At 71.3% G+C, this 16,997-nt stretch carries 17 protein-coding genes and 1 pseudogene; 9 read left to right on the plus strand and 9 right to left on the minus strand.

Annotated elements, in window-relative coordinates; all coding sequences use genetic code 11:
• The first annotated feature begins 281 nt into the window (after window positions 1–281).
• The 4 genes from OG594_RS09265 to OG594_RS09285 all read left to right on the plus strand — a co-directional run bounded on the left by OG594_RS09265 (window position 282) and on the right by OG594_RS09285 (window position 3,509).
• Window positions 282–572 (plus strand): hypothetical protein, encoded by a 291-nt coding sequence (locus OG594_RS09265; protein ID WP_266597055.1) that lies wholly within the window; start codon window positions 282–284, stop codon window positions 570–572.
• A 117-nt stretch (window positions 573–689) separates the two neighbouring features.
• A complete protein-coding gene (locus OG594_RS09270) occupies window positions 690–1,325 on the plus strand; it encodes a hypothetical protein (protein WP_266597057.1) in 636 nt (211 codons plus the stop codon).
• A 554-nt stretch (window positions 1,326–1,879) separates the two neighbouring features.
• The gene (locus tag OG594_RS09280; protein ID WP_266597059.1) at window positions 1,880–2,353 is read left to right on the plus strand and encodes a hypothetical protein; all 474 of its coding nucleotides are present in this window, start codon (window positions 1,880–1,882) and stop codon (window positions 2,351–2,353) included.
• Between the two features lie 358 nt (window positions 2,354–2,711).
• Window positions 2,712–3,509, plus strand: coding sequence for a hypothetical protein (locus OG594_RS09285; RefSeq protein WP_266597061.1), 798 nt, complete (start codon window positions 2,712–2,714; stop codon window positions 3,507–3,509).
• A gap of 28 nt (window positions 3,510–3,537) precedes the next feature.
• On the opposite strand, the gene OG594_RS09290 is transcribed toward OG594_RS09285, so the two are convergent.
• The 3 genes and pseudogenes from OG594_RS09290 to OG594_RS09300 form a co-directional block, all read right to left on the minus strand.
• A complete protein-coding gene (locus tag OG594_RS09290; protein WP_266597063.1) occupies window positions 3,538–3,954 on the minus strand; it encodes an arsenate reductase ArsC in 417 nt (138 codons plus the stop codon).
• 27 nt (window positions 3,955–3,981) lie between these two features.
• Complete coding sequence (locus OG594_RS09295) at window positions 3,982–4,722, minus strand: aquaporin (RefSeq protein ID WP_266597065.1); 741 nt, start codon at window positions 4,720–4,722, stop codon at window positions 3,982–3,984.
• Window positions 4,723–4,775: 53 nt separating this feature from the next.
• Window positions 4,776–5,117: pseudogene (locus OG594_RS09300) on the minus strand (ArsR/SmtB family transcription factor).
• Window positions 5,118–5,288: 171 nt separating this feature from the next.
• On the opposite strand from OG594_RS09300, the gene OG594_RS09305 reads away from it, so the two are divergent.
• The 3 genes from OG594_RS09305 to OG594_RS09315 all read left to right on the plus strand — a co-directional run bounded on the left by OG594_RS09305 (window position 5,289) and on the right by OG594_RS09315 (window position 6,993).
• Window positions 5,289–5,756, plus strand: coding sequence for an ArsI/CadI family heavy metal resistance metalloenzyme (locus OG594_RS09305; RefSeq protein ID WP_266602735.1), 468 nt, complete (start codon window positions 5,289–5,291; stop codon window positions 5,754–5,756).
• Window positions 5,757–6,093: 337 nt separating this feature from the next.
• Window positions 6,094–6,753, plus strand: a complete 660-nt coding sequence (locus OG594_RS09310) for a hypothetical protein (protein ID WP_266597067.1) — start codon at window positions 6,094–6,096, stop codon at window positions 6,751–6,753.
• Between the two features lie 15 nt (window positions 6,754–6,768).
• Complete coding sequence (locus OG594_RS09315) at window positions 6,769–6,993, plus strand: DUF2277 domain-containing protein (RefSeq protein WP_266597069.1); 225 nt, start codon at window positions 6,769–6,771, stop codon at window positions 6,991–6,993.
• 70 nt (window positions 6,994–7,063) lie between these two features.
• Here OG594_RS09315 and OG594_RS09320 read toward each other — a convergent pair whose 3' ends face one another.
• From OG594_RS09320 to OG594_RS09335, 4 genes are all read right to left on the minus strand, one after another.
• Window positions 7,064–7,624 carry a hypothetical protein gene (locus tag OG594_RS09320; protein ID WP_266597071.1) on the minus strand — a complete coding sequence of 187 codons (561 nt, stop codon included), beginning with the start codon at window positions 7,622–7,624 and terminating at the stop codon, window positions 7,064–7,066.
• A gap of 173 nt (window positions 7,625–7,797) precedes the next feature.
• A complete protein-coding gene (locus OG594_RS09325) occupies window positions 7,798–8,424 on the minus strand; it encodes a DedA family protein (protein ID WP_266597073.1) in 627 nt (208 codons plus the stop codon).
• Between the two features lie 244 nt (window positions 8,425–8,668).
• A complete protein-coding gene (locus OG594_RS09330) occupies window positions 8,669–10,327 on the minus strand; it encodes an alkaline phosphatase D family protein (protein WP_266597075.1) in 1,659 nt (552 codons plus the stop codon).
• Between the two features lie 95 nt (window positions 10,328–10,422).
• Complete coding sequence (locus OG594_RS09335) at window positions 10,423–11,067, minus strand: HNH endonuclease family protein (RefSeq protein WP_266602737.1); 645 nt, start codon at window positions 11,065–11,067, stop codon at window positions 10,423–10,425.
• 731 nt (window positions 11,068–11,798) lie between these two features.
• Here OG594_RS09335 and OG594_RS09340 point away from each other — a divergent pair.
• Both OG594_RS09340 and OG594_RS09345 read left to right on the plus strand, forming a co-directional pair.
• Window positions 11,799–12,380, plus strand: a complete 582-nt coding sequence (locus OG594_RS09340; protein WP_266597077.1) for a TMEM165/GDT1 family protein — start codon at window positions 11,799–11,801, stop codon at window positions 12,378–12,380.
• Window positions 12,381–12,577: 197 nt separating this feature from the next.
• Window positions 12,578–13,105, plus strand: coding sequence for a DinB family protein (locus tag OG594_RS09345; protein ID WP_266602739.1), 528 nt, complete (start codon window positions 12,578–12,580; stop codon window positions 13,103–13,105).
• Window positions 13,106–15,115: 2,010 nt separating this feature from the next.
• Here the strand turns inward: OG594_RS09345 and OG594_RS09350 are convergent.
• A complete protein-coding gene (locus OG594_RS09350; protein ID WP_266597079.1) occupies window positions 15,116–15,799 on the minus strand; it encodes an HAD-IA family hydrolase in 684 nt (227 codons plus the stop codon).
• Between the two features lie 133 nt (window positions 15,800–15,932).
• Entirely contained in the window at window positions 15,933–16,814 is an 882-nt protein-coding gene (locus OG594_RS09355) for a peptidoglycan-binding protein (RefSeq protein WP_266597081.1), read from the minus strand.
• Window positions 16,815–16,997 lie beyond the last annotated feature (183 nt).

The following is a 16,997-nucleotide window of genomic DNA, read 5'->3' on the forward strand; positions in this document are numbered from 1 at the left end:
AGTGCAAAGGCCCCCAACCGATCACGGTTGGGGGCCTTTGGCGGTTCCAAGTGACGGCAGTCGCCCACCCCGTCGGCCGCCGACGGCGCAGTGCTCGGCCCACGTGCCTTATGTCCGCGCGCTGCACGTCGTGCAATCGGACCACCCGAAGGACGGCGTCCTTGCGCACCCGGGTGAAGGAGTTGAGCCCCTTGCTGACATCGGAGGGCCCCTGACCTGCTGAAACGCGTGGCAGGCACCGGGTTTCCGGAGCTGTGCGTACGGGCGGCACGATGGGCTCCATGAGCCCTGGATCCAACAGCACACCCGTCGAGAGCACCCAAGTCACGGTCGTGACCGATGGTGTCGCGCACGTCTTCACGTGGGAGGCGGACGCGCGGATCGAGGTGCGGAGCCTCGGGAGTGAGGTCGTCATCGAGGCGAACGCCGCGGGTCTCAGGACGCTTGCGGCGCATTTGCTCGTGCTTGCCGGCGACGGCGTTCCCGAGGGGAGCCACCTGCACCTCGAAGACGGCAACGGTCTGGAGGAAGGCTCCGTCGGCTTGGTCCTGGAGCGCGGCGACGGCGAGTGAGGGCACCCGACGCCGGCTGCTCGCCCGTCCCCGGAGCCGAATGCCGGACAACCGGCGGTGCTCGCCTATGGTTTGAAGTTGATCATCAGATGGTGTGAGCAGCGAGGGGGCGCGAACGTGCGCGGATTGAAGGGCGCCGTGGGGTCCGTCGGACTGGTTCTGCTGCTCGCGGGGTGCGGCGGTGACGCATCGAAGCCGGAGTCGGAGCCGCTCGGCAAGGACACCGGGATCCGGTACGACAAGTCCCAGGTGCCGACGGTCCAGAACATGACCTGTGACCGCAAGCGCGGCTCGATCCGGTACGGACTCAACGCCCACAAGGACGATTCCCTGTCCGAGCACAAGGGGGAGAAGGACTCCGAGGACTATGTCTGCCACGGGCCGGACCGGATCAGTCTCGCCGTCGGAGGGCGGACGGTAGCGGCACCGCACATCGCGGCCGAGTACGACCTCTACGGAGCCGTTCCGGACCCGCTCAAGACCGTCAAGACCGTGTACACCGAATCCTTGGCGGAGGACCACGAACGCACCCTGGTCGGCGAGGCGGAGACGGTCACCACCAAGACGGCCGCGATCACCTGCCAGAAGAACGTCTTCGAGACCTTCCCCATGACCACCTGCCTGTGGGCGAACCACGGCGCGGTCGGCGCGGTCGACTTCTATCCGCCTGCGGGCCGGCACCTCGAGATCGCGGAAGCGGTCGCCCGTACCAAGGAACTCATCGCGACCGGCCTGGTCGAATCCCCGCGCTGACCTCGTGGGCCGGTCCTCGCCACGTTGCCGCAGCAGCGGGTCCATGTGCCTGATGTCCGCGGACTCGTTCGTCGTGACGGCGATCTGCGCGTGCCCGAAGATCTCCACCACGATCCGGGACGGAAACATGAGTACGGGCTCCGCGAGGACGGCCGGCTCCCGGCGATCCGTCGTGCGGACAAAGGGGCTTGGGACTTCCGGGCGGCGGAGTCATCGAACTCACCGGGTTCCCGGAGGCCGGCGTACGCCGCGAGGGCCGGGAAGGGCCGGGAAGGGCCGGGCATCGACGACGAGGTGGACGAACTCACGGGGTTCACATGCACACCGCCCCCGGTATCGTCGCCCTGGTCTTCCGCTGCAAGCCGTCCGACCGGACCGAGCACACGGTCGGGAGAACCGGCCGCGGTTGCCCGACCGATCCCCCGACGAGGTCGTGGCCCAGATGCCCGAGGCGCTCCGATCGGCCTCCTCGGCGCCCTGGATGGCGCGGGCCCGCACGTCCGCAGCCACGACGGCCGCCCTCTCACCACGAGCACACAACGAAGGGACCGGCTGTGCCTGAAGTTGCCCTGAGATTCGATCGTCTCCCCGAGGCACGCTCCTATGACGACCTCAAGTTGACCATCGACACCTTTGAGTACATATGCGATTCGTCCTATCTCTCGATAAACCTCTATCCGACGGACACGGACGACCTGGGCGGAGCACTCGCGCGCTTGCTCGAGCAGTGGATCACTCAGGTTGATGGGCTTCGCAGCTTGGGTGGCACCGCCTACCTGCCCTACGACTTCGCAGACCAGTGCACGGCATGGCTACGCGTGTCTTCAGTGGACGGGCATGCGGCCGAGGTTCAAGCCGGCTGGAGCGAGATCCCCGGATGGGACGTCAACCCCTTCAACTACATCCCCGAAGCCCGCGAGGTATCGGACTTCAGTCCACTCCCTGAAGCCCGGATCACCTGTCTACTGAGCGATCTATCGGAACGCATCGCCGCCAACCGCATCGCCCTCGCATCCACGGGCAATTAGCACGCCAAGGGGTCCCCCACTTCATCAAGGCACTCGCTGCGGGCCCCGCCGCCCGGGCCGGCGCTCCTGCCTGCACCCCGTCCCAGTCCGGCCGCCTCCTCATCTCCGTATCACCGACGTCCTGCGGCAACGGATCGCGGAGGTCCGCAGGCTGAGACTGTTTCGCGTCCGGCGAAGGCTGGGCGCGCTTGTAGGGCGTCCGCGGGCGTCCGCGGGCGTCCGCGAGCGCCTGCGGGCGTCCTCGGCGGCCGTTTGTGTCGCGGAGTTCGGGGGTCTGCCCGGGCGGGTCATCGTGGGGGCCGGGTGTGGGGCGGTAGTGTGGCGCGCGTCAATTGAACTTGTTCAAACGGGGGGTGCCGTGGACGGGCTCGGCAAAGGCGTTCCAGCACGGACTCGGCCGGGCATCGCGCAGTGGTCGGTCTTCGGTGCCCAGGCGGTGGGGCTGGGGGTCGGGTTCGCACTCGCCGAACCCACCAGCCTGACGCCGGACTACACCAACGTCCTTGTTGCGATGTGCGTACTGCTCATAGCCGGTTCCGGGGCGATCGTGGGTCTCGTGATCGCGCTGGTGCGCCGGAAGTCCGGGGCGGCCTGGTGGGCAGCCACCTCCGCGACGGCCATCCCGGCGGTCCTGTTGATGCTGCCGTCGGCCGGGATGGGCACCTGGTTCGCCTGGTGTGCCGTTGCCCTCTGCGCGCCGCTCATCGGCATGTTCGTGAGCCTCCTGTGCGAGCGGCCGGAGCCGGAAGGTACGGGCGCGGGGGCCGCGTACGGGGCCGGCCGGGCAGCGGTCGCCCTGTCCGTCGTCGCGCTGGCGGTCTCGATGTTCTCGGGGGCGGGGGCGGAGGACGTCGACTACTCCGGTACCTGGACCACCCGCGAGCGCGACGTCATCCTCACGCTGAGCGGCTCACCTGGCGGGCGGGGGGGCTACACCCTGAGGTCGGCAACGTGTTCGGAGGAAGCCGACTGGACCCTCGACCACCCGCAGATGTCGACGTCGGTCCAGGTCTGGCTGCTCCGGGGCAGCGGGACCGCACGCTGCATACCCGGCCCCGACAACGTCATGCTGCACGTCGCCGGCGGCACCGTGGACAAGCCCGTCCTGAGTGCGACCGGCCCGAACGGCACCGTTTGGTTCCTCGCCCGGCAGTGACGGGAGGCGCGACCCGTCACGCCGGCGCTCACGCCCGGACCTCGATGCCCAGCTCGGTGAGCAGGCCGCGGATCCGCTCCTCGATCGAGTCGCGGATCGGCCGGACCGCGTCCACGCCCTGGCCGGCGGGGTCGTCCAACGTCCAGTCGAGGTACCGCTTGCCGGGGAAGTACGGGCACGCGTCGCCGCACCCCATGGTGATCACGACGTCGGACGTCTCAACCGCCCGGGCCGTCAGCATCTTGGGGGTTTCGGCGGAGATGTCGATGCCGATCTCGCGCATGGCCTCGACCACGGCCGGGTTCACGGTGTCGGCGGGGGCGGAACCGGCCGATCGGACGGTGACCCGGTTGCCGCCCAGGTGGGTGAGAAAGGCTGCGGCCATCTGGGACCGGCCCGCGTTGTGGATGCAGACGAACAACACGGAGGGGGCGGTGGTGGTCATGGTGGGGGCTTTCTGTGTCGAGGTGGATCAGCGGCCGGTGGTGGTGAGTTCGTGCTCGCCGGTGGAGATGCGCGCGCGGTCCTTCGGCGCCGGGAGGCGGCCGAAGAGGGCGGCGAGCAGGAGGACGCCGACGGCGGCGCCGAGGAACTGGGCGGCGACGAACGGCGGTACGGAGGCCGGGGCGATGCCTGCGAAGGAGTCGGAGAAGGCGCGCGCGATCGTCACGGCCGGGTTGGCGAAGCTGGTGGAGGAGGTGAACCAGTACGCCGCGCCGATGTAGGACGCCACGACGAGCGGGCCGAGTCGCTGCTGACCGGTACGGGCCAGTCCGAGGGCGAGAAGGACCAGGCCGGCGGTCGCGACGACCTCGCCGAGCCAGAGGTGACCGGCTGACCGGTCGTGGGTGGAGAGCCGGGCGAGGGGTTCGCCGAACATCGCGTTCGCCAGGATCGTGCCGCTGACGCCTCCGGCCACCTGCGCGGCTACGTACGCCGCCACGTCGCGCAGGTCGGGTCCGTCCTCACCCCGGCGCCCCGTCCACCACGCGGCCAGGGTTACGGCCGGATTGAAGTGGGCGCCGGAGAGCGGGCCGATGAGGGTGATCAGCACGCCGAGGCCGAAGACCGTCGCCAGGGAGTTGGCCAACAGTTGCAGGGCCACGTCGTCGGTCAGCTCGGTGGCCTGGATGCCGGAGCCGACCACGACCGCGACCAGGGCGGCCGTCCCGACCAGCTCGCCCAGTGCGCGACGCCGTAGGGGTGCGGTCACCCGGCCACCCCGGCTACTCCGGCCACTCCGGCCACTCCGACCACCCCGGCTACTCAGGCCACCCCGGCCGCTCGGTCCACTCCGGCCGCTACGGCTTCGTCGGTGGCCTGGAGGAGCGAGGAGAGCTGGGCGAGGGCGGCGGGCAGCACCCAGTAGTAGACCCAGGTGCCCCGTCTCTCCGAGCCCACCAGGCCCGCTTCCCTCAGCACCTTCAGGTGGTGGGAGATCGTCGGCTGCGAGACGTCGAACGGGCCGATGAGGTCGCAGACGCACGCCTCCCCGCCCTAGTGCGAGGCGATCAACGAGAGCAGGCGCAGTCGCACCGGGTCCGACAGGGCCTTGAACATCTTCGCCAGAGCGGCGGCGGCCTCCTCGTCAAGCGGCTCGCGGACCATCGGCGAGCAGCACGCGGCCTGATCGTCCTGACCGATCACGGGAAGCCCTGAATTCGACATCGACATCTGTCTATGTTGACAGCCATCTATTTCAGAGGCAACCTCGAGGGCATCAGCTTGTATCGATGAATGTCGAAACAGAATGAGATCGTGAAGATCAGGGAGACCGCCATGTCCCGTGTTCAGCTCGCCCTGCGCGTCGCCGACCTCGAAGGATCCATCGCCTTCTACTCGAAGCTCTTCGGCGTCGAACCCGCGAAGATCCGCCCCGGATACGCGAACTTCGCCGTCGCCGAGCCGCCGCTCAAGCTCGTCCTGATCGAAGGGGAGGCCGGCGAGGAGACCCGGCTCGACCACCTCGGTGTGGAGGTGGAGGCCGCCGAACAGGTCGCCGCAGCCACCACCCGGTTGAAGGACGCGGGGTTGGCCACTTTCGAAGAGAACGACACCTCGTGCTGCTACGCCCTCCAGGACAAGGTCTGGGTCACCGGCCCCGGCAAGGAGCCCTGGGAGGTCTACGTGGTGAAGGGAGATGCCGACGTCCTCGACAAGGGCGTCGAGGGTGCACCGGACGCCTGCTGCACCGCCCGGGCGGGGAACCTCGCCCCGAGCGCCGCCGGTTGCTCCTGTGGCGCCTGACGGGTCCGCCGCCTGACGGGCTCGGTGCCGGCGCCGACGTGTGCCGGGGCGCCTCCGTCCCCGTATGTAGGGGAAGGGGGAACGACCTGCGAAGACCCCCGGCCGGTCGCGGTCGGGGGTCTTTCGGGTGGTTCGCTCAGGCGTTGGGGCGCTTGCCGTGGTTCGCCTTCTTCTTCTTGCGGGCCCGACGCTTGTTGCCTCGCTTGGCCATGGTCGTGGTCTCCCTCGTAGGTGACTGGTTCATGCCTCGGTCAGTCTAGGTTCGGTGTGGTTCATCCGCATTTGATGAGGTGGACGCTCTCTTGGCCCCCGGTTCGGGGCGTGGGATCGTCGGGGGATGGGCGAGCTCGCGTGGGGTGGGTTGGTCGTGGCCGCGGTCGCCGTGGCACTGGCACTGATGGAGCGGTCCCTGGGGGCGGGCTTCGAGCGGAAGCGGGACGAGGAGCGGGTACGGCTGCTCGCGCACCTCGCCGAACCGGGCGCGGCCGATGCCGAGGCCGACGGGCCGTCCGCCGTCGTGGCCGGCGGGGGGAAGTTCCAGGACGTCGGCGGGATCCCGCATCCCGCGGCGCAGCTCGGCGACCGGCGGGACGACTTCACGCCGATCCTCGTGGAGTACTACGCCTACGGACTGACCCAGGCACGGAGCAGCTTCGCGACCAGCCAGCGGTTCGCCGGGGTCGGAGCGGCGATCCTGCTCTTCGGGATCGGGCTGGCCGTCTGGAAGGCCGAGGGCGGCGGGGAGCTCTACCTGGGGATCGTCACGAGCTCGGCGGGACTGATCACCACCCTGATCGGGCAGCTCTTCCACCGGCGGGCCGACATCGCGCTCAAGCACATGGCCGACCAGACCGCCTCGCTGCGCGACGACCGGCGGGCCGCCGAGACGACCCAGCAGGCCATCGAACTGCTCGACGCGGTCGAGGACCCGGGGCTCAGGGCCCGCCTACAAGCCGGTCTGATCATGAAACTTTCCGGGGCCGAGCTTCCCCGGTAGCGGGATAGTAGGGGTATGTGCCGTTCCATTAAGACCCTGCGCCCGCCCGCCATCCCCGAGAAGGCGACCGAGGAAGAGATCCGCGCCGCCGCCCTGCAATACGTACGGAAGGTGTCCGGGTTCCGGGCGCCCGCCGCGCACAACCGCGAGGTGTTCGAGGCGGCCGTGGACGCCGTCGCCGAGGCCACCGCGGCACTGCTCGACGGGGTGCACGTACGGGGGCAGGTCACCCCGGCGTGACCCGGTCGCCTGGTCGGACCCGGTCGGACCTGGTCGGACCTGGTCGGACCCGGTCGGACCCGGTCGGCGCCTACGAGGCCGCCGCGCGGCGACGCATCACCCACACTCCGGCACCGAGTGCGCCCGCGGTGAGGGCACTGCCCACGGCGATCTGCCCGGGGCTCATCGAACCGATGCTGCCGCCCGTGCCACCGCGAGCCGCACCCGAGCTGACCTGCAGGGACAAGGTGACGCGCTCGCCGCCGGGGCCGCCGCACTCGAAGACGACGCGGTGCGTGCCCGAGCTCGCGTTGCTGAAGACGGTGGCGCTCCCGATCAGGCTGGCGGCCGTCTGGCTGCCCGGGGTCAGCCGGGCCTCGCCGAAGGCGGTCGACGTGACCCTGGCGACCTGTGTTCCGCAGCCCGAGACGTTCAGCGCGACCCGGCCGCCCGGGGCGACGGCGGTGGGGGAGACGGTGGCGGAGGGGGCCGCGTACGCGAGGGTGGCGGGAGCGGCGGCAGCGGCGATGAGGGTCGCGGCCGCGACGGTCATCAGGCGGCGGCGGGCCGTGGCGAGCACCGTGGCGGGCGGTGCGGCGAGCGGTGCAGCAGGCGGTGCAGCGAGCGGTGCGGCGGGCGGTTTGGCGGGCATGGAGAGGACTCCTCGGCTCGTCGAAACGGCGCGGCCAGGCCACTGATGTGACGCGGATTCGGTTGCGCACCGTGCTGTGGACGCTAGGAGCCCAGCCCTGGAGCGGCGATCGGGGCCGGGTGAACGGGTGAGCCCGTTGCTCCACCCGGGGGAGCCGAGCCCCGCCGGACGACCTACGTCGCCGCCGCGGCCGCCTCCGGGCGGCGCACCAGGAAGGCCGCCAGGGCGCCGGCGGCGAAGAGGGCGACGACGGACAGGGCGGTGCCGAGCCACTGGGTGCCCAGCCACTGCGTACCGAAGTAGCCGAGGGCCACGCTGTAACCGGCCCAGGCCATGCCCGCCAGGACCGACCAGGGCAGGAACTCCGCCACCTTGCGCTGGGTCTTGCCCGCACCCAAGGACACCACCGAGCGTCCCGCCGGGGCGAAGCGGGCGATGACCACCAGAGCACCGCCACCGCGTGCCAGAGCCGTGCCGAGGCGCTCGTGGGCGCGGGTCAGCCGACGGGAGCGGGCGATGGCCCGGTCCAGCCGGGCTCCGCCGCGCCGGCCCAGCCGGTACGCGGCCATGTCGCCCAACACCGAGGCGGTCGTGGCGATCACGAGCAGGAGCAGGATGTCCGGCACCTGTTCCGGTACCGGCACCGGGCCCGCCGCCCCGGCGGCCGCCGCAGCCGCCGCCGCAGTGATCACCAGAACCCCGCTCGGGAGCACCGGGAGGAAGACGTCGAGCACGATGGACACCGCCACGAGGGCGTAGATCCATGGGCTCGCGGTCAGCGATCCCAGCGTCTCAAACAAAACGGGAGTCCCCAGTCCGGTTGACGTGCTGCGACACGAAGCGCCGCGACGTCGCGGGGAGCGGCAGGAGCGGCCTGACAGCCAGACAGCGTACGCCCGGCGTTCGCACCCCGGATGCCCGGGGCGCCTGCCCGGTCCGCCCGCCGGGAACCGACGCCTCCCGGGAGCGCCCGCCCGCCAAGGACGCCCGCACCGCCGCCACGCCAACTCCACCGCCCCACACCGCTAGGGCCCGCCACATCCCCTACTCCGCCGCCGTGAGATCCCGGTCCAGCACCGTCACCAACACGGCCCCCTCGCGCTTCTTGCGCGCCTGGTCCAGTCGCAGCCGCGCCGTCCGCCCCGACAGGGCCAGCGTCATCAGCTGGTTCCCGAACCAGGGCCCACCCGTACGCCGCCAGTTCAGCGGCGGCCGACCCGTGCGTCCGTGCAGGGAGAAGCCGCGCCCCAGCCACCGCCCCGTCCGGGACCAGCCCAGCCGGAAACCCCACTTCACTGCGGTATGGATGGAATTGTGAACCGGCGAGCACGTCAGCTGGAACACCCGTGCCGTACTCGGTATTCGAGGCTCGGCCACATACGCGTGATGCACGTCCCCGGACAGCACGCACACCGTCGCCGGCGCCCGCGGCCCCGTCCCCACTTCCTCGATCAGATCCGTCAGGGCCGCGAACGAAGCCGGGAACGCCGCCCAGTGCTCCAGATCGCTGCGCCGGCGCAGATCCTCCCCGATCCGTGCCCACCGCGGCCCCCGCTCCCCGCGGCACAGCGCGGCATTCCACGTCTCGGCATCGTGGATCAGCGGAGGCATCAGCCAGGGCAGCGAGGACCCGATCAACAGATGGTCGTAACCGCCGTGCCCGGCCAGGGCGTTCTCCCGCAGCCACTGCTGCTCCGCCGGATCGAGCATCGCCCGCCCGTCCTCGGCCAACACCCGCGCGGCCCGGGTGTCCACCATCAGCAGCCGCGTCCGGCCGAAGTCGCGCCGATAGCTCCAGCGCACCGAGCCGGGATCGGCATCCGCCGAGGACGCGAAGGCCTGGAGCGCGTCCGTGCCGTCGGGGGTCTGCCGTACCGCCCCGTACACCGCGTCGGCATCCAGTTCGGCGGGGGAGAGGTTGCCCAGGTGCTGGTACACCCAGTACGACATCAGCCCGCTGAGGACGCGCTCGCGCCACCACGGCGTCGCCCGCATTTCCGCCAGCCACGCCGCGCTCGTGTTCCAGTCGTCGATGACGTCGTGGTCGTCGAATATGTGCAGGCTGGGGACCGTCGACAGCAGCCAACGGATCTCCGGGTCGAGCCAGGACTCGTAGTAGAGCCGGGTGTACTCCTCGTAGTCTGCGACCTGGGCGCCCGGCGGCTCCCGCAGGTCCCGTCGGGCCGCGAGCCACTGCCGGGTCTCCTGGGACAGCGCGTCCGCGTACACCTGGTCGCCGAGGAGCAGCAGGACGTCCGGACGCACCGCCTCCGGGTCGGCGGCCAGCCGCGCCGCGAGGGTGTCCAGTGCGTCCGCGCCGTGCGGCCCGTGCCGGCCGGCGGGCGGCGCCGCCTGTCTGCAGGAACCGAAGGTCACGCGCAGCCCGGGCGAGGGTCGGCCGGGTCCCGTCACGGCCGGAGCGGTGATCGTGCTCGGCGGGAAACCGCTCTCCGGCAGCGGCCACACCGGCCGGCCGTCGAGCAGTACCTCATACGCCGTGGTCGCGCCCGGGGTCAGGCCGGTCACCGGCACCAGCGCGTAGTGGTGACCGGCTATCTGGAACGTGGGCGCGCTGCCGCCCGCCCCGTCCGCGCACCGCACCTCGGCCGTGCACGGGCGGTCCACCTCGACCCATATCGTGGCCGACCGGCCCGTGTCCCAGTCGACGTGGCGCAGCAGCGGCCCCAGACGCAGTCCGGCCATGCAACTCCCCCTCCTCCGTAGCCCCTTCGATCACGGTACGACGGGTGGGGGGAGCCACGCCTCCCCCTGGCGGGGGAAAGATCGGCCGGCTTGGGTCAGCAGCCGTTCAGGATGTTGACCAGGGCCGTCTTCTCGCCGGAGTCCATGCTCAGACCGTAGTACTGCTTCACGTTGACCCACATCCGTGCGTACGTACAACGGTAGGACGTCCGCGAAGGCAGCCACTTGCCGGGGTCGAGGTCGCCCTTGGCCTGGTTGACGTTGTCGGTGACCGCGATGAGCTGCGGGCGGGTGAGGTCGTTGGCGAACTGCTGGCGCTTGCTCGTGGTCCAGGAATTGGCACCGGAACGCCAGGCCTCGGCGAGCGGGACGACGTGGTCGATGTCGAGGTCGGAGGCGGCGGTCCAGGTGGCGCCGTCGTACTCGGAGTACCAGCTTCCGCTCACCGCGGCGCAGGCGGAGTCCTGGACGACATTGACGCCGTCCCGCTTCAGGACGGTCTCGCGGGTGTTGCAGCTGCCGGAGACGGTGCTCCAGTGCGGGAAGAGGTCGCGGCTGTAGCCGCTGGTGGACCCCTCGGTCTTCGGGGTGACCGTCGCCAGGTAGGCGCGGGCGGCCGAGGCGCTGATGGGGGCGGGCGGGGCGGCCTGGGCGGCGGGGGCGTTGAGGAGGGAGGTCAGCGCGGCCAGTGCAGCGGCTGACGCGAGCACGCCAATTCGACGCGCGTAGATGCTGGGTATGAGTGCCATGGGGGCTCCCTGGGTGCGGGGGGTGTGGCCGTGCGGGCCCCGGCGGGGCGTGGCCATCGTGGCGGCGCCGGGTATCGCGGGGATGGGCGCCAGGTGACAGCCTGGCGACATGAGCACGTCACATCAAGTCGCCAACACGCTTGATTTAAACGGAGTTTGATATTCCGCAGGGGGGAGGCTCGCATGCCGCCCGGGGCGGCCCCGCCCCGCGCTCCCGCGCTCCCGCCCTCCCGCGCTCCCGTTCGGCAGGGGGCCGGACTCGCCCGGGCGTCTGTCGGATTCGCCCTTCTGTCGGTCGCCGGTCCGAGCGCTGCCCGCCGGCCTGGCCACCGTCCGCCGGCACGACCGCCTCGCACCGCCCCGGCCTGCGCGCCCCGGCCTGCGCGCCGCGCCCCGTCCTGGACCGTCCTGGACCGTCCGGACGGGACCAAAGGCCTATTCCGGCCCGTCGCGGGCGTCGCGTATTCTGTTCGGAGCAGAAGGGGAGTAGCTCTTCGCCGGACCGTCGACATACTGCTGGGTCACACCAGCCGGCGCCCGGAGGCAGGTCGCGGACAGCGGCAGGCCAGCGAGACCTTCGGCCGCAGTGTCCTGTTCAGTGCAGGCGCGTTTCGTACGCGCACGCGCAAGCCAGGGCGCCGCCGAGCCGAAGCGACTCCTGACACACCCCAGGTCTCTCGGTCCCGATGGCGCCCTGCCCGACCGATCGAGGTTTCACCCCCGTGTTCAGCTTCAGCATCACGGCGATCGCCTTCGGCGTCGTCTTCCTTGCCGAACTCCCCGACAAGACGGCCCTCGCCGGCCTGATGCTCGGCACGCGCTACCGCGCCTCCTACGTCTTCGCGGGCGTCGCCGCCGCCTTCGCCGTACACGTCGCACTCGCCATCGCCGCAGGCAGCGTCCTCACGCTGCTCCCGCACCGGCTCGTCCAGGCGGTCGTCGGCATCCTTTTCCTGCTGGGCGCGGCCATGCTGCTCCTGAAGAAGGACGACGGGGACGAGGAGGTCAAGCCGCCCTCCGACCAGTCCTTCTGGAAGGTCTCCGGGGCGGGCTTCATGCTGATCCTGGTGGCGGAGTTCGGTGACCTGACCCAGATCATGACCGCCAACCTCGCCGCCCGGTACGACAACCCCGTCTCAGTCGGCATCGGCGCCGTGCTCGCCCTGTGGGCGGTCGCGGGCATCGGCATCCTGGGCGGACGCACCCTGATGAAGTACGTGCCGCTGCGACTGATCACCAAGATCGCGGCTGCCGTGATGGCCGCACTGGCCGCGTTCTCGCTCTACGAGGCGATCGCGGGCTGACGCGTCGCAGGTGTGGGTCGGCGGTGGCGGATATTTCCTTGCGGAGAGGAGACGTACGGGTCACGCTCGTGCGCGTGACAGACGCGACCACCTTTACCGCCTCCACCGGCCCCGCCGTCGAGCCCGCACCTCGATCCGCGTCCGCGCCGGTGTCCCCGCCGGTGTCCGCCGAGGAGCGGCAGTTCGGCTGGTCCAACATGTTCGTCCACCCCGACGAGGACACCCGGACCGACGGCGGGTTCCAGGGCGAGCGCGCCGTACTCGCCGGCTACCTGCGCGACCAGCGCCTGACGCTGGAGCTCAAGTGCGCGGGCCTCGACGCGGAGGCCCTGGCGCGGCGCTCGGTGGAACCGTCCAACCTGTCCCTCCTGGGTCTCGTGCGCCACCTCGCGGGCGTCGAGCAGTACTGGTTCCGGCAGGTCATGGCGGGCCAGAAGATACGTCGGCACTACCGCACGGAGGAAGACCGCGCGGGGGAGTTCACCGGCGCGGTGGCCGACCCCGAGGTGGTCGCAGACGCGTGGGCCACCTGGCGTGCCGAAGTCGCCTTCGCGGAACAACTGGTCGCGGAGGCCGCCGACCTGGACGTCACGGGTGACAGCGGGCACGGCGACGAGCCGATGGAGCTCCGCGAGGTCCTGGTCCACATGATCGAGGAATACGCCCGCCACAACGGCCACGCGGACTTCCTACGGGAACGCATCGACGGGCGAGTGGGGCAGTAAGGAGCGGAGCGGGGCGGGGTGGTGCGGTGCGGGAGCGGGGGCCCGGGTGGTGCCGTAGCCGTCCGTGTCAGGGGGCGCGGCGGGGTCGAGGTGCGCGGGAGCCTGCCGGCCGGCATCAGGGATGGGTATGGGGGTTTCCCGTCAGTCTCATCGTCCCTCCGTGTCGGGCCGGTCCCTCAAGGGCGCTCCTTCGTCGCGTCGCTTCGCGATGTCGCTGCGCTCCACCCTTGACCGACCGTCCCGCCCCGGAGAACCGAAGACTGGCGGGAACCCCCCAAAAGAACGGGCCGGGCTTTCCTTTCCAGGGACGGGCGGTCGGAGACACCCACCCCTGTCGGGCGCGAAAAGCCACGACCGAGAGACGGGCCCATCCAGGCCCGGGCCCGGGTCGGTGGGCGCACCCAATCGCTACGCGCTCCTCACCTCTCAGCGTCCGACGACCGTCTTGGGCCGGACATAAGCCGCCCACGGCCTCGGGCGTTCCCACCGAGGGCGCCCGACGACCGTCCGCGGCTGGGCATAGGCCGCCCACGGCCTCGATCCGACGCCCGACACGCGTCCGACGGCCGTCTGGGGGCGGGCGCGGGCCGCCTCAGATCGCTACGCGCTGCTCCGTGCCCGCGACCGGCGGCCGTCAGGGGCTGATGAGAGCCGATGGGAGGGACGGCCGGCCGGCAGCTCGGCTATTCCGTAGTGGAGCCGAGTCAGCGCGGACTCGACACCACAAACCCACCCCCAAACAGGGTCATTTGATGCAAACTGCCAGCGTTTCGGGCCGCCCACGCGCGCTGACCCGCATCCACTACGAAATAGCCGCTGTTCCACGCCCCTCCACCCTCGACGGGCGTCAGAGGCCTCTCAAGGGAAGCGCCTATGGGTCGTGGGCGGCCTATGGCTAGCCCCGGACAGTCGACGGGCGCCCTCAGCGAGAACACCTGAGGTGTGGGCGGCCTATGTCCCACCCAAGACGGCCGTCGGACGCAGGCCGAGCGTCGAACCGAGGCCGTGGGCGGCCTTTGGCCCGCCCCGGACAGCCGTCAGACGCCTCCCGAGGGAAGCACCTGCGGGTCGTGGGCGGCTTATGGCCTGCCACGGACGGTCGTCGGGCGCCCTCGGTGGGAACGCTTGAGGCTGTGGGCGGCCGCTGTCCGACCCAAGGCGGTCGTCGGGCGCAGGCCGAGTGTCGGACCGAGGCTGTGGGCGGCCTTTGGCCCGCCCCGGACAGCCGTCAGACGCCTCCCGAGGGAAGCACCTGCGGGTCGTGGGCGGTCTATGGCCAGCCCTGGACGGTCGTCGGACGCCCTCCATGGGAACCCCCGAGGCCGTGGGCGGCTTATGTCCGGCCCAAGGCGGTCGTCGGGCGCAGGCCGAGCGTCGGACCGAGGCCGTGGGCGGCCGATGGCCAGCCCCAGACGGTCGTCAGACGCCTCCCATGGGAAGCGCCTGCGGGTCGTGGGCGGCTTATGTCCAGCCGCGGACGGTCGTCGGGCGCCCTCGGTGGGAATGTCTGGGGCCGTGGGCGGCTTATGTCCGGCCCAAGACGGTCGTCGGACGCTGAGAGGTGAGGAGCGCGTAGCGATTGGGTGCGCCCACCGACCCGGGGGCCGGGTCTGGATGGGCCCGTCTCTCGGTCGTGGCTCTTCGCGTCCGACAGGGGTGGGTGTCTCCGACCTGCCCGTCCCTGGAAAGCATCCCCCGGCCCGTTCTTTTGGGGGGTTCCCGGCGGTCTTCGGTTCTCCGGGGCGGGACGGTCGGTCAAGGGTGGAGCGCAGCGACGTCGCGTAGCGACGCGACGAAGGAGCGCCCTTGAGGGACCGGCCCGACACGGAGGGACGATGAGACTGACGGGAAACCCACATACCCGTCCCTGATGCCGGCCGAGAGGCTCCCGACTGCCGAAGCCGCCGCCGGCTCCCGCCCTCCGAAGCCCCCGCCGCCCCGCCCTCCGACCTCGCCCGGCTGGGCCTTGTAGGTCCGGCGGCGCGGGGGCGGCGTGCTGGGGTTCGGGTGTTAGGCCGCCGGGTGGAGGGTGATGGTGATCGAGCCGTCCGGGGTGGTCGTGACGTGGAGTGCCGTCAGGTCCGGGACGTGGGCCGTCGGGGCGTGGGCGGCTGCGCGGGGGCCCACGCCGATCACGCGCATGCCCGCCGCCCGGCCCGCGGTGATGCCCGCGGCCGAGTCCTCGAAGACGATGCAGTCGGCCGGATCCACGCCCAGCGCGGCGGCGCCCATGAGGAAGCCCTCGGGGTCGGGCTTGCTGGCCTGGACGGACTCGGCCGTGACCCGTACGTCGGGCATCGGCAGGGCGGCGGCGGTCATCCGCGCCGTGGCCAGGGCGGTGTCGGCGGAGGTGACCAGGGCGTGCGGCAGCCCGTCGATCGCGGCCATGAACTCCGGGGCGCCCGGGACCGGAACCACTCCGTCGGTGTCGGCCGTTTCGCGGGCCAGCATCACCGCGTTCTCGGCGTGGTTGACCTCCATGGGGCGGTCCGGCAGGAGTACGGCCATGGTGGCGTAGCCCTGGCGGCCGTGGACCACCTTCATGGCCTCCTGCGGGTCCAGCCCGTGGGAGACCGCCCAGTCGTGCCAGCAGCGCTCGACCACCGCGTCGGAGTTGACGATCGTGCCGTCCATGTCCAGGAGCAGGGCCTTGGCGGTGAGGGCGACGGGTGCGGTGGTGGTGCTGGCCGGCATCGGGGGACTCCAGACGGGGCGGGAAAGAGAACAAGTGGTTCCGTCCACCGGTCAGGGAGTGAGGACGGAACCACTTTGTTCCCTCACGATACAAAACAAAGGGCAGTCCTCGCCACCAGCGGACATGTGACGCTCATCCCTCCAGGGCCTTGCGGGTCACCGGCCCGTAGAAGCCCCATTCCCGATCGTCGATGCCCCTGTCGTACTGGAACTCCGACACGGCCTCCTCCACCCGCCAGTCGAACCGGCCGTTGATCCGGCCCCGGTACAGGCCCTGCGCCGCCAGCAGCCGCTGGAGCTTCTCCACCTCCGAACCCGAATCCCCGTGCCGCAGCGTCGGGGCCTGCGAGGGCGGCGGACTGGAAGGGCGGGTCGCGCTCGGAGACGGGCTGGGGGACGGGGGCGCCGATGTGCGGGAAGCGCTCGGCGACGGGGACGGCGACGGCGACGCCGACTTCGAGGCGCTCGGCGACGGGGAGGCCGAGGGGGAGGGGCTGCCCTTGCTCGGGGACGGGCTCGCGGAGGGCGCGGCCGGGGCGGCGCTCGTCACGGGCGCCGACGCCTTCGCGTCCAGCAGCACGGCCTCGTTGTTCTCGGGGGAACCCGGGAGCGCCCACACCGCCACCGCCGTCCCGCTGAGGGCGACCGCCGCCGCGGCGCCGATGAGCAGGGCGAGTGGCTTGCGGGCGGCCGGGCCGGTTCGCTTCTTCGGGCCCCCGCCCCCGCCCCCACCCCCTCCCGCTTCGCTGTCGTACGTGTGGTCCGCTGACGGGATCGTCCGGAGGCGGACCGTCTCGGCCGGGTGCGCGGCGTGCGCGGGTCCGGCGGGCCCCGCAGGCCACGGCCCGTCCTGCGGCGGTACGGGTATCCCGTACGCCGGGGTGTCGTCCGGCGCGGGCGCCTGCGGCTCCGGGGCCACCGCCCCGGACACGGGCTGCGGGGACACCGGGCTGTCCGGCTCGGCCGGGTCGGACAACGTCACGTACGGGCGGATGCGCAAGGGGTTGAAACCCACACCCGGCACGCACCCGCAGCCGGCGCCGGCGGCACCGCATTCTGGACAGTGCTGACGGCTCACTGGACTCCCTCCCTGGTTATTGCCTGCGATTATGCAGACCCGCAGGGGACCTCCCAACCGTCCGAGAGGCCATAACCGGACACACCGCTCAGGATGGAGATGTTGATCCGGCCTGAGGAG

Source organism: Streptomyces sp. NBC_01214, assembly GCF_026340975.1.
GTDB lineage: Bacteria > Actinomycetota > Actinomycetes > Streptomycetales > Streptomycetaceae > Streptomyces.

What these genes read in the sequence shown, in the direction of transcription:
- OG594_RS09290 (WP_266597063.1), bottom strand. Translation starts at nt 3,954, where the DNA reads ATGACCACCACCGCCCCCTCCGTGTTGTTCGTCTGCATCCACAACGCG.
- OG594_RS09305 (WP_266602735.1), top strand. Translation starts at nt 5,289, where the DNA reads ATGTCCCGTGTTCAGCTCGCCCTGCGCGTCGCCGACCTCGAAGGATCC.
- OG594_RS09315 (WP_266597069.1), top strand. Translation starts at nt 6,769, where the DNA reads ATGTGCCGTTCCATTAAGACCCTGCGCCCGCCCGCCATCCCCGAGAAG.
- OG594_RS09320 (WP_266597071.1), bottom strand. Translation starts at nt 7,624, where the DNA reads ATGCCCGCCAAACCGCCCGCCGCACCGCTCGCTGCACCGCCTGCTGCA.
- OG594_RS09345 (WP_266602739.1), top strand. Translation starts at nt 12,578, where the DNA reads ATGTTCGTCCACCCCGACGAGGACACCCGGACCGACGGCGGGTTCCAG.
- OG594_RS09265 (WP_266597055.1), top strand. Translation starts at nt 282, where the DNA reads ATGAGCCCTGGATCCAACAGCACACCCGTCGAGAGCACCCAAGTCACG.
- OG594_RS09310 (WP_266597067.1), top strand. Translation starts at nt 6,094, where the DNA reads ATGGGCGAGCTCGCGTGGGGTGGGTTGGTCGTGGCCGCGGTCGCCGTG.
- OG594_RS09330 (WP_266597075.1), bottom strand. Translation starts at nt 10,327, where the DNA reads ATGGCCGGACTGCGTCTGGGGCCGCTGCTGCGCCACGTCGACTGGGAC.
- OG594_RS09350 (WP_266597079.1), bottom strand. Translation starts at nt 15,799, where the DNA reads ATGCCGGCCAGCACCACCACCGCACCCGTCGCCCTCACCGCCAAGGCC.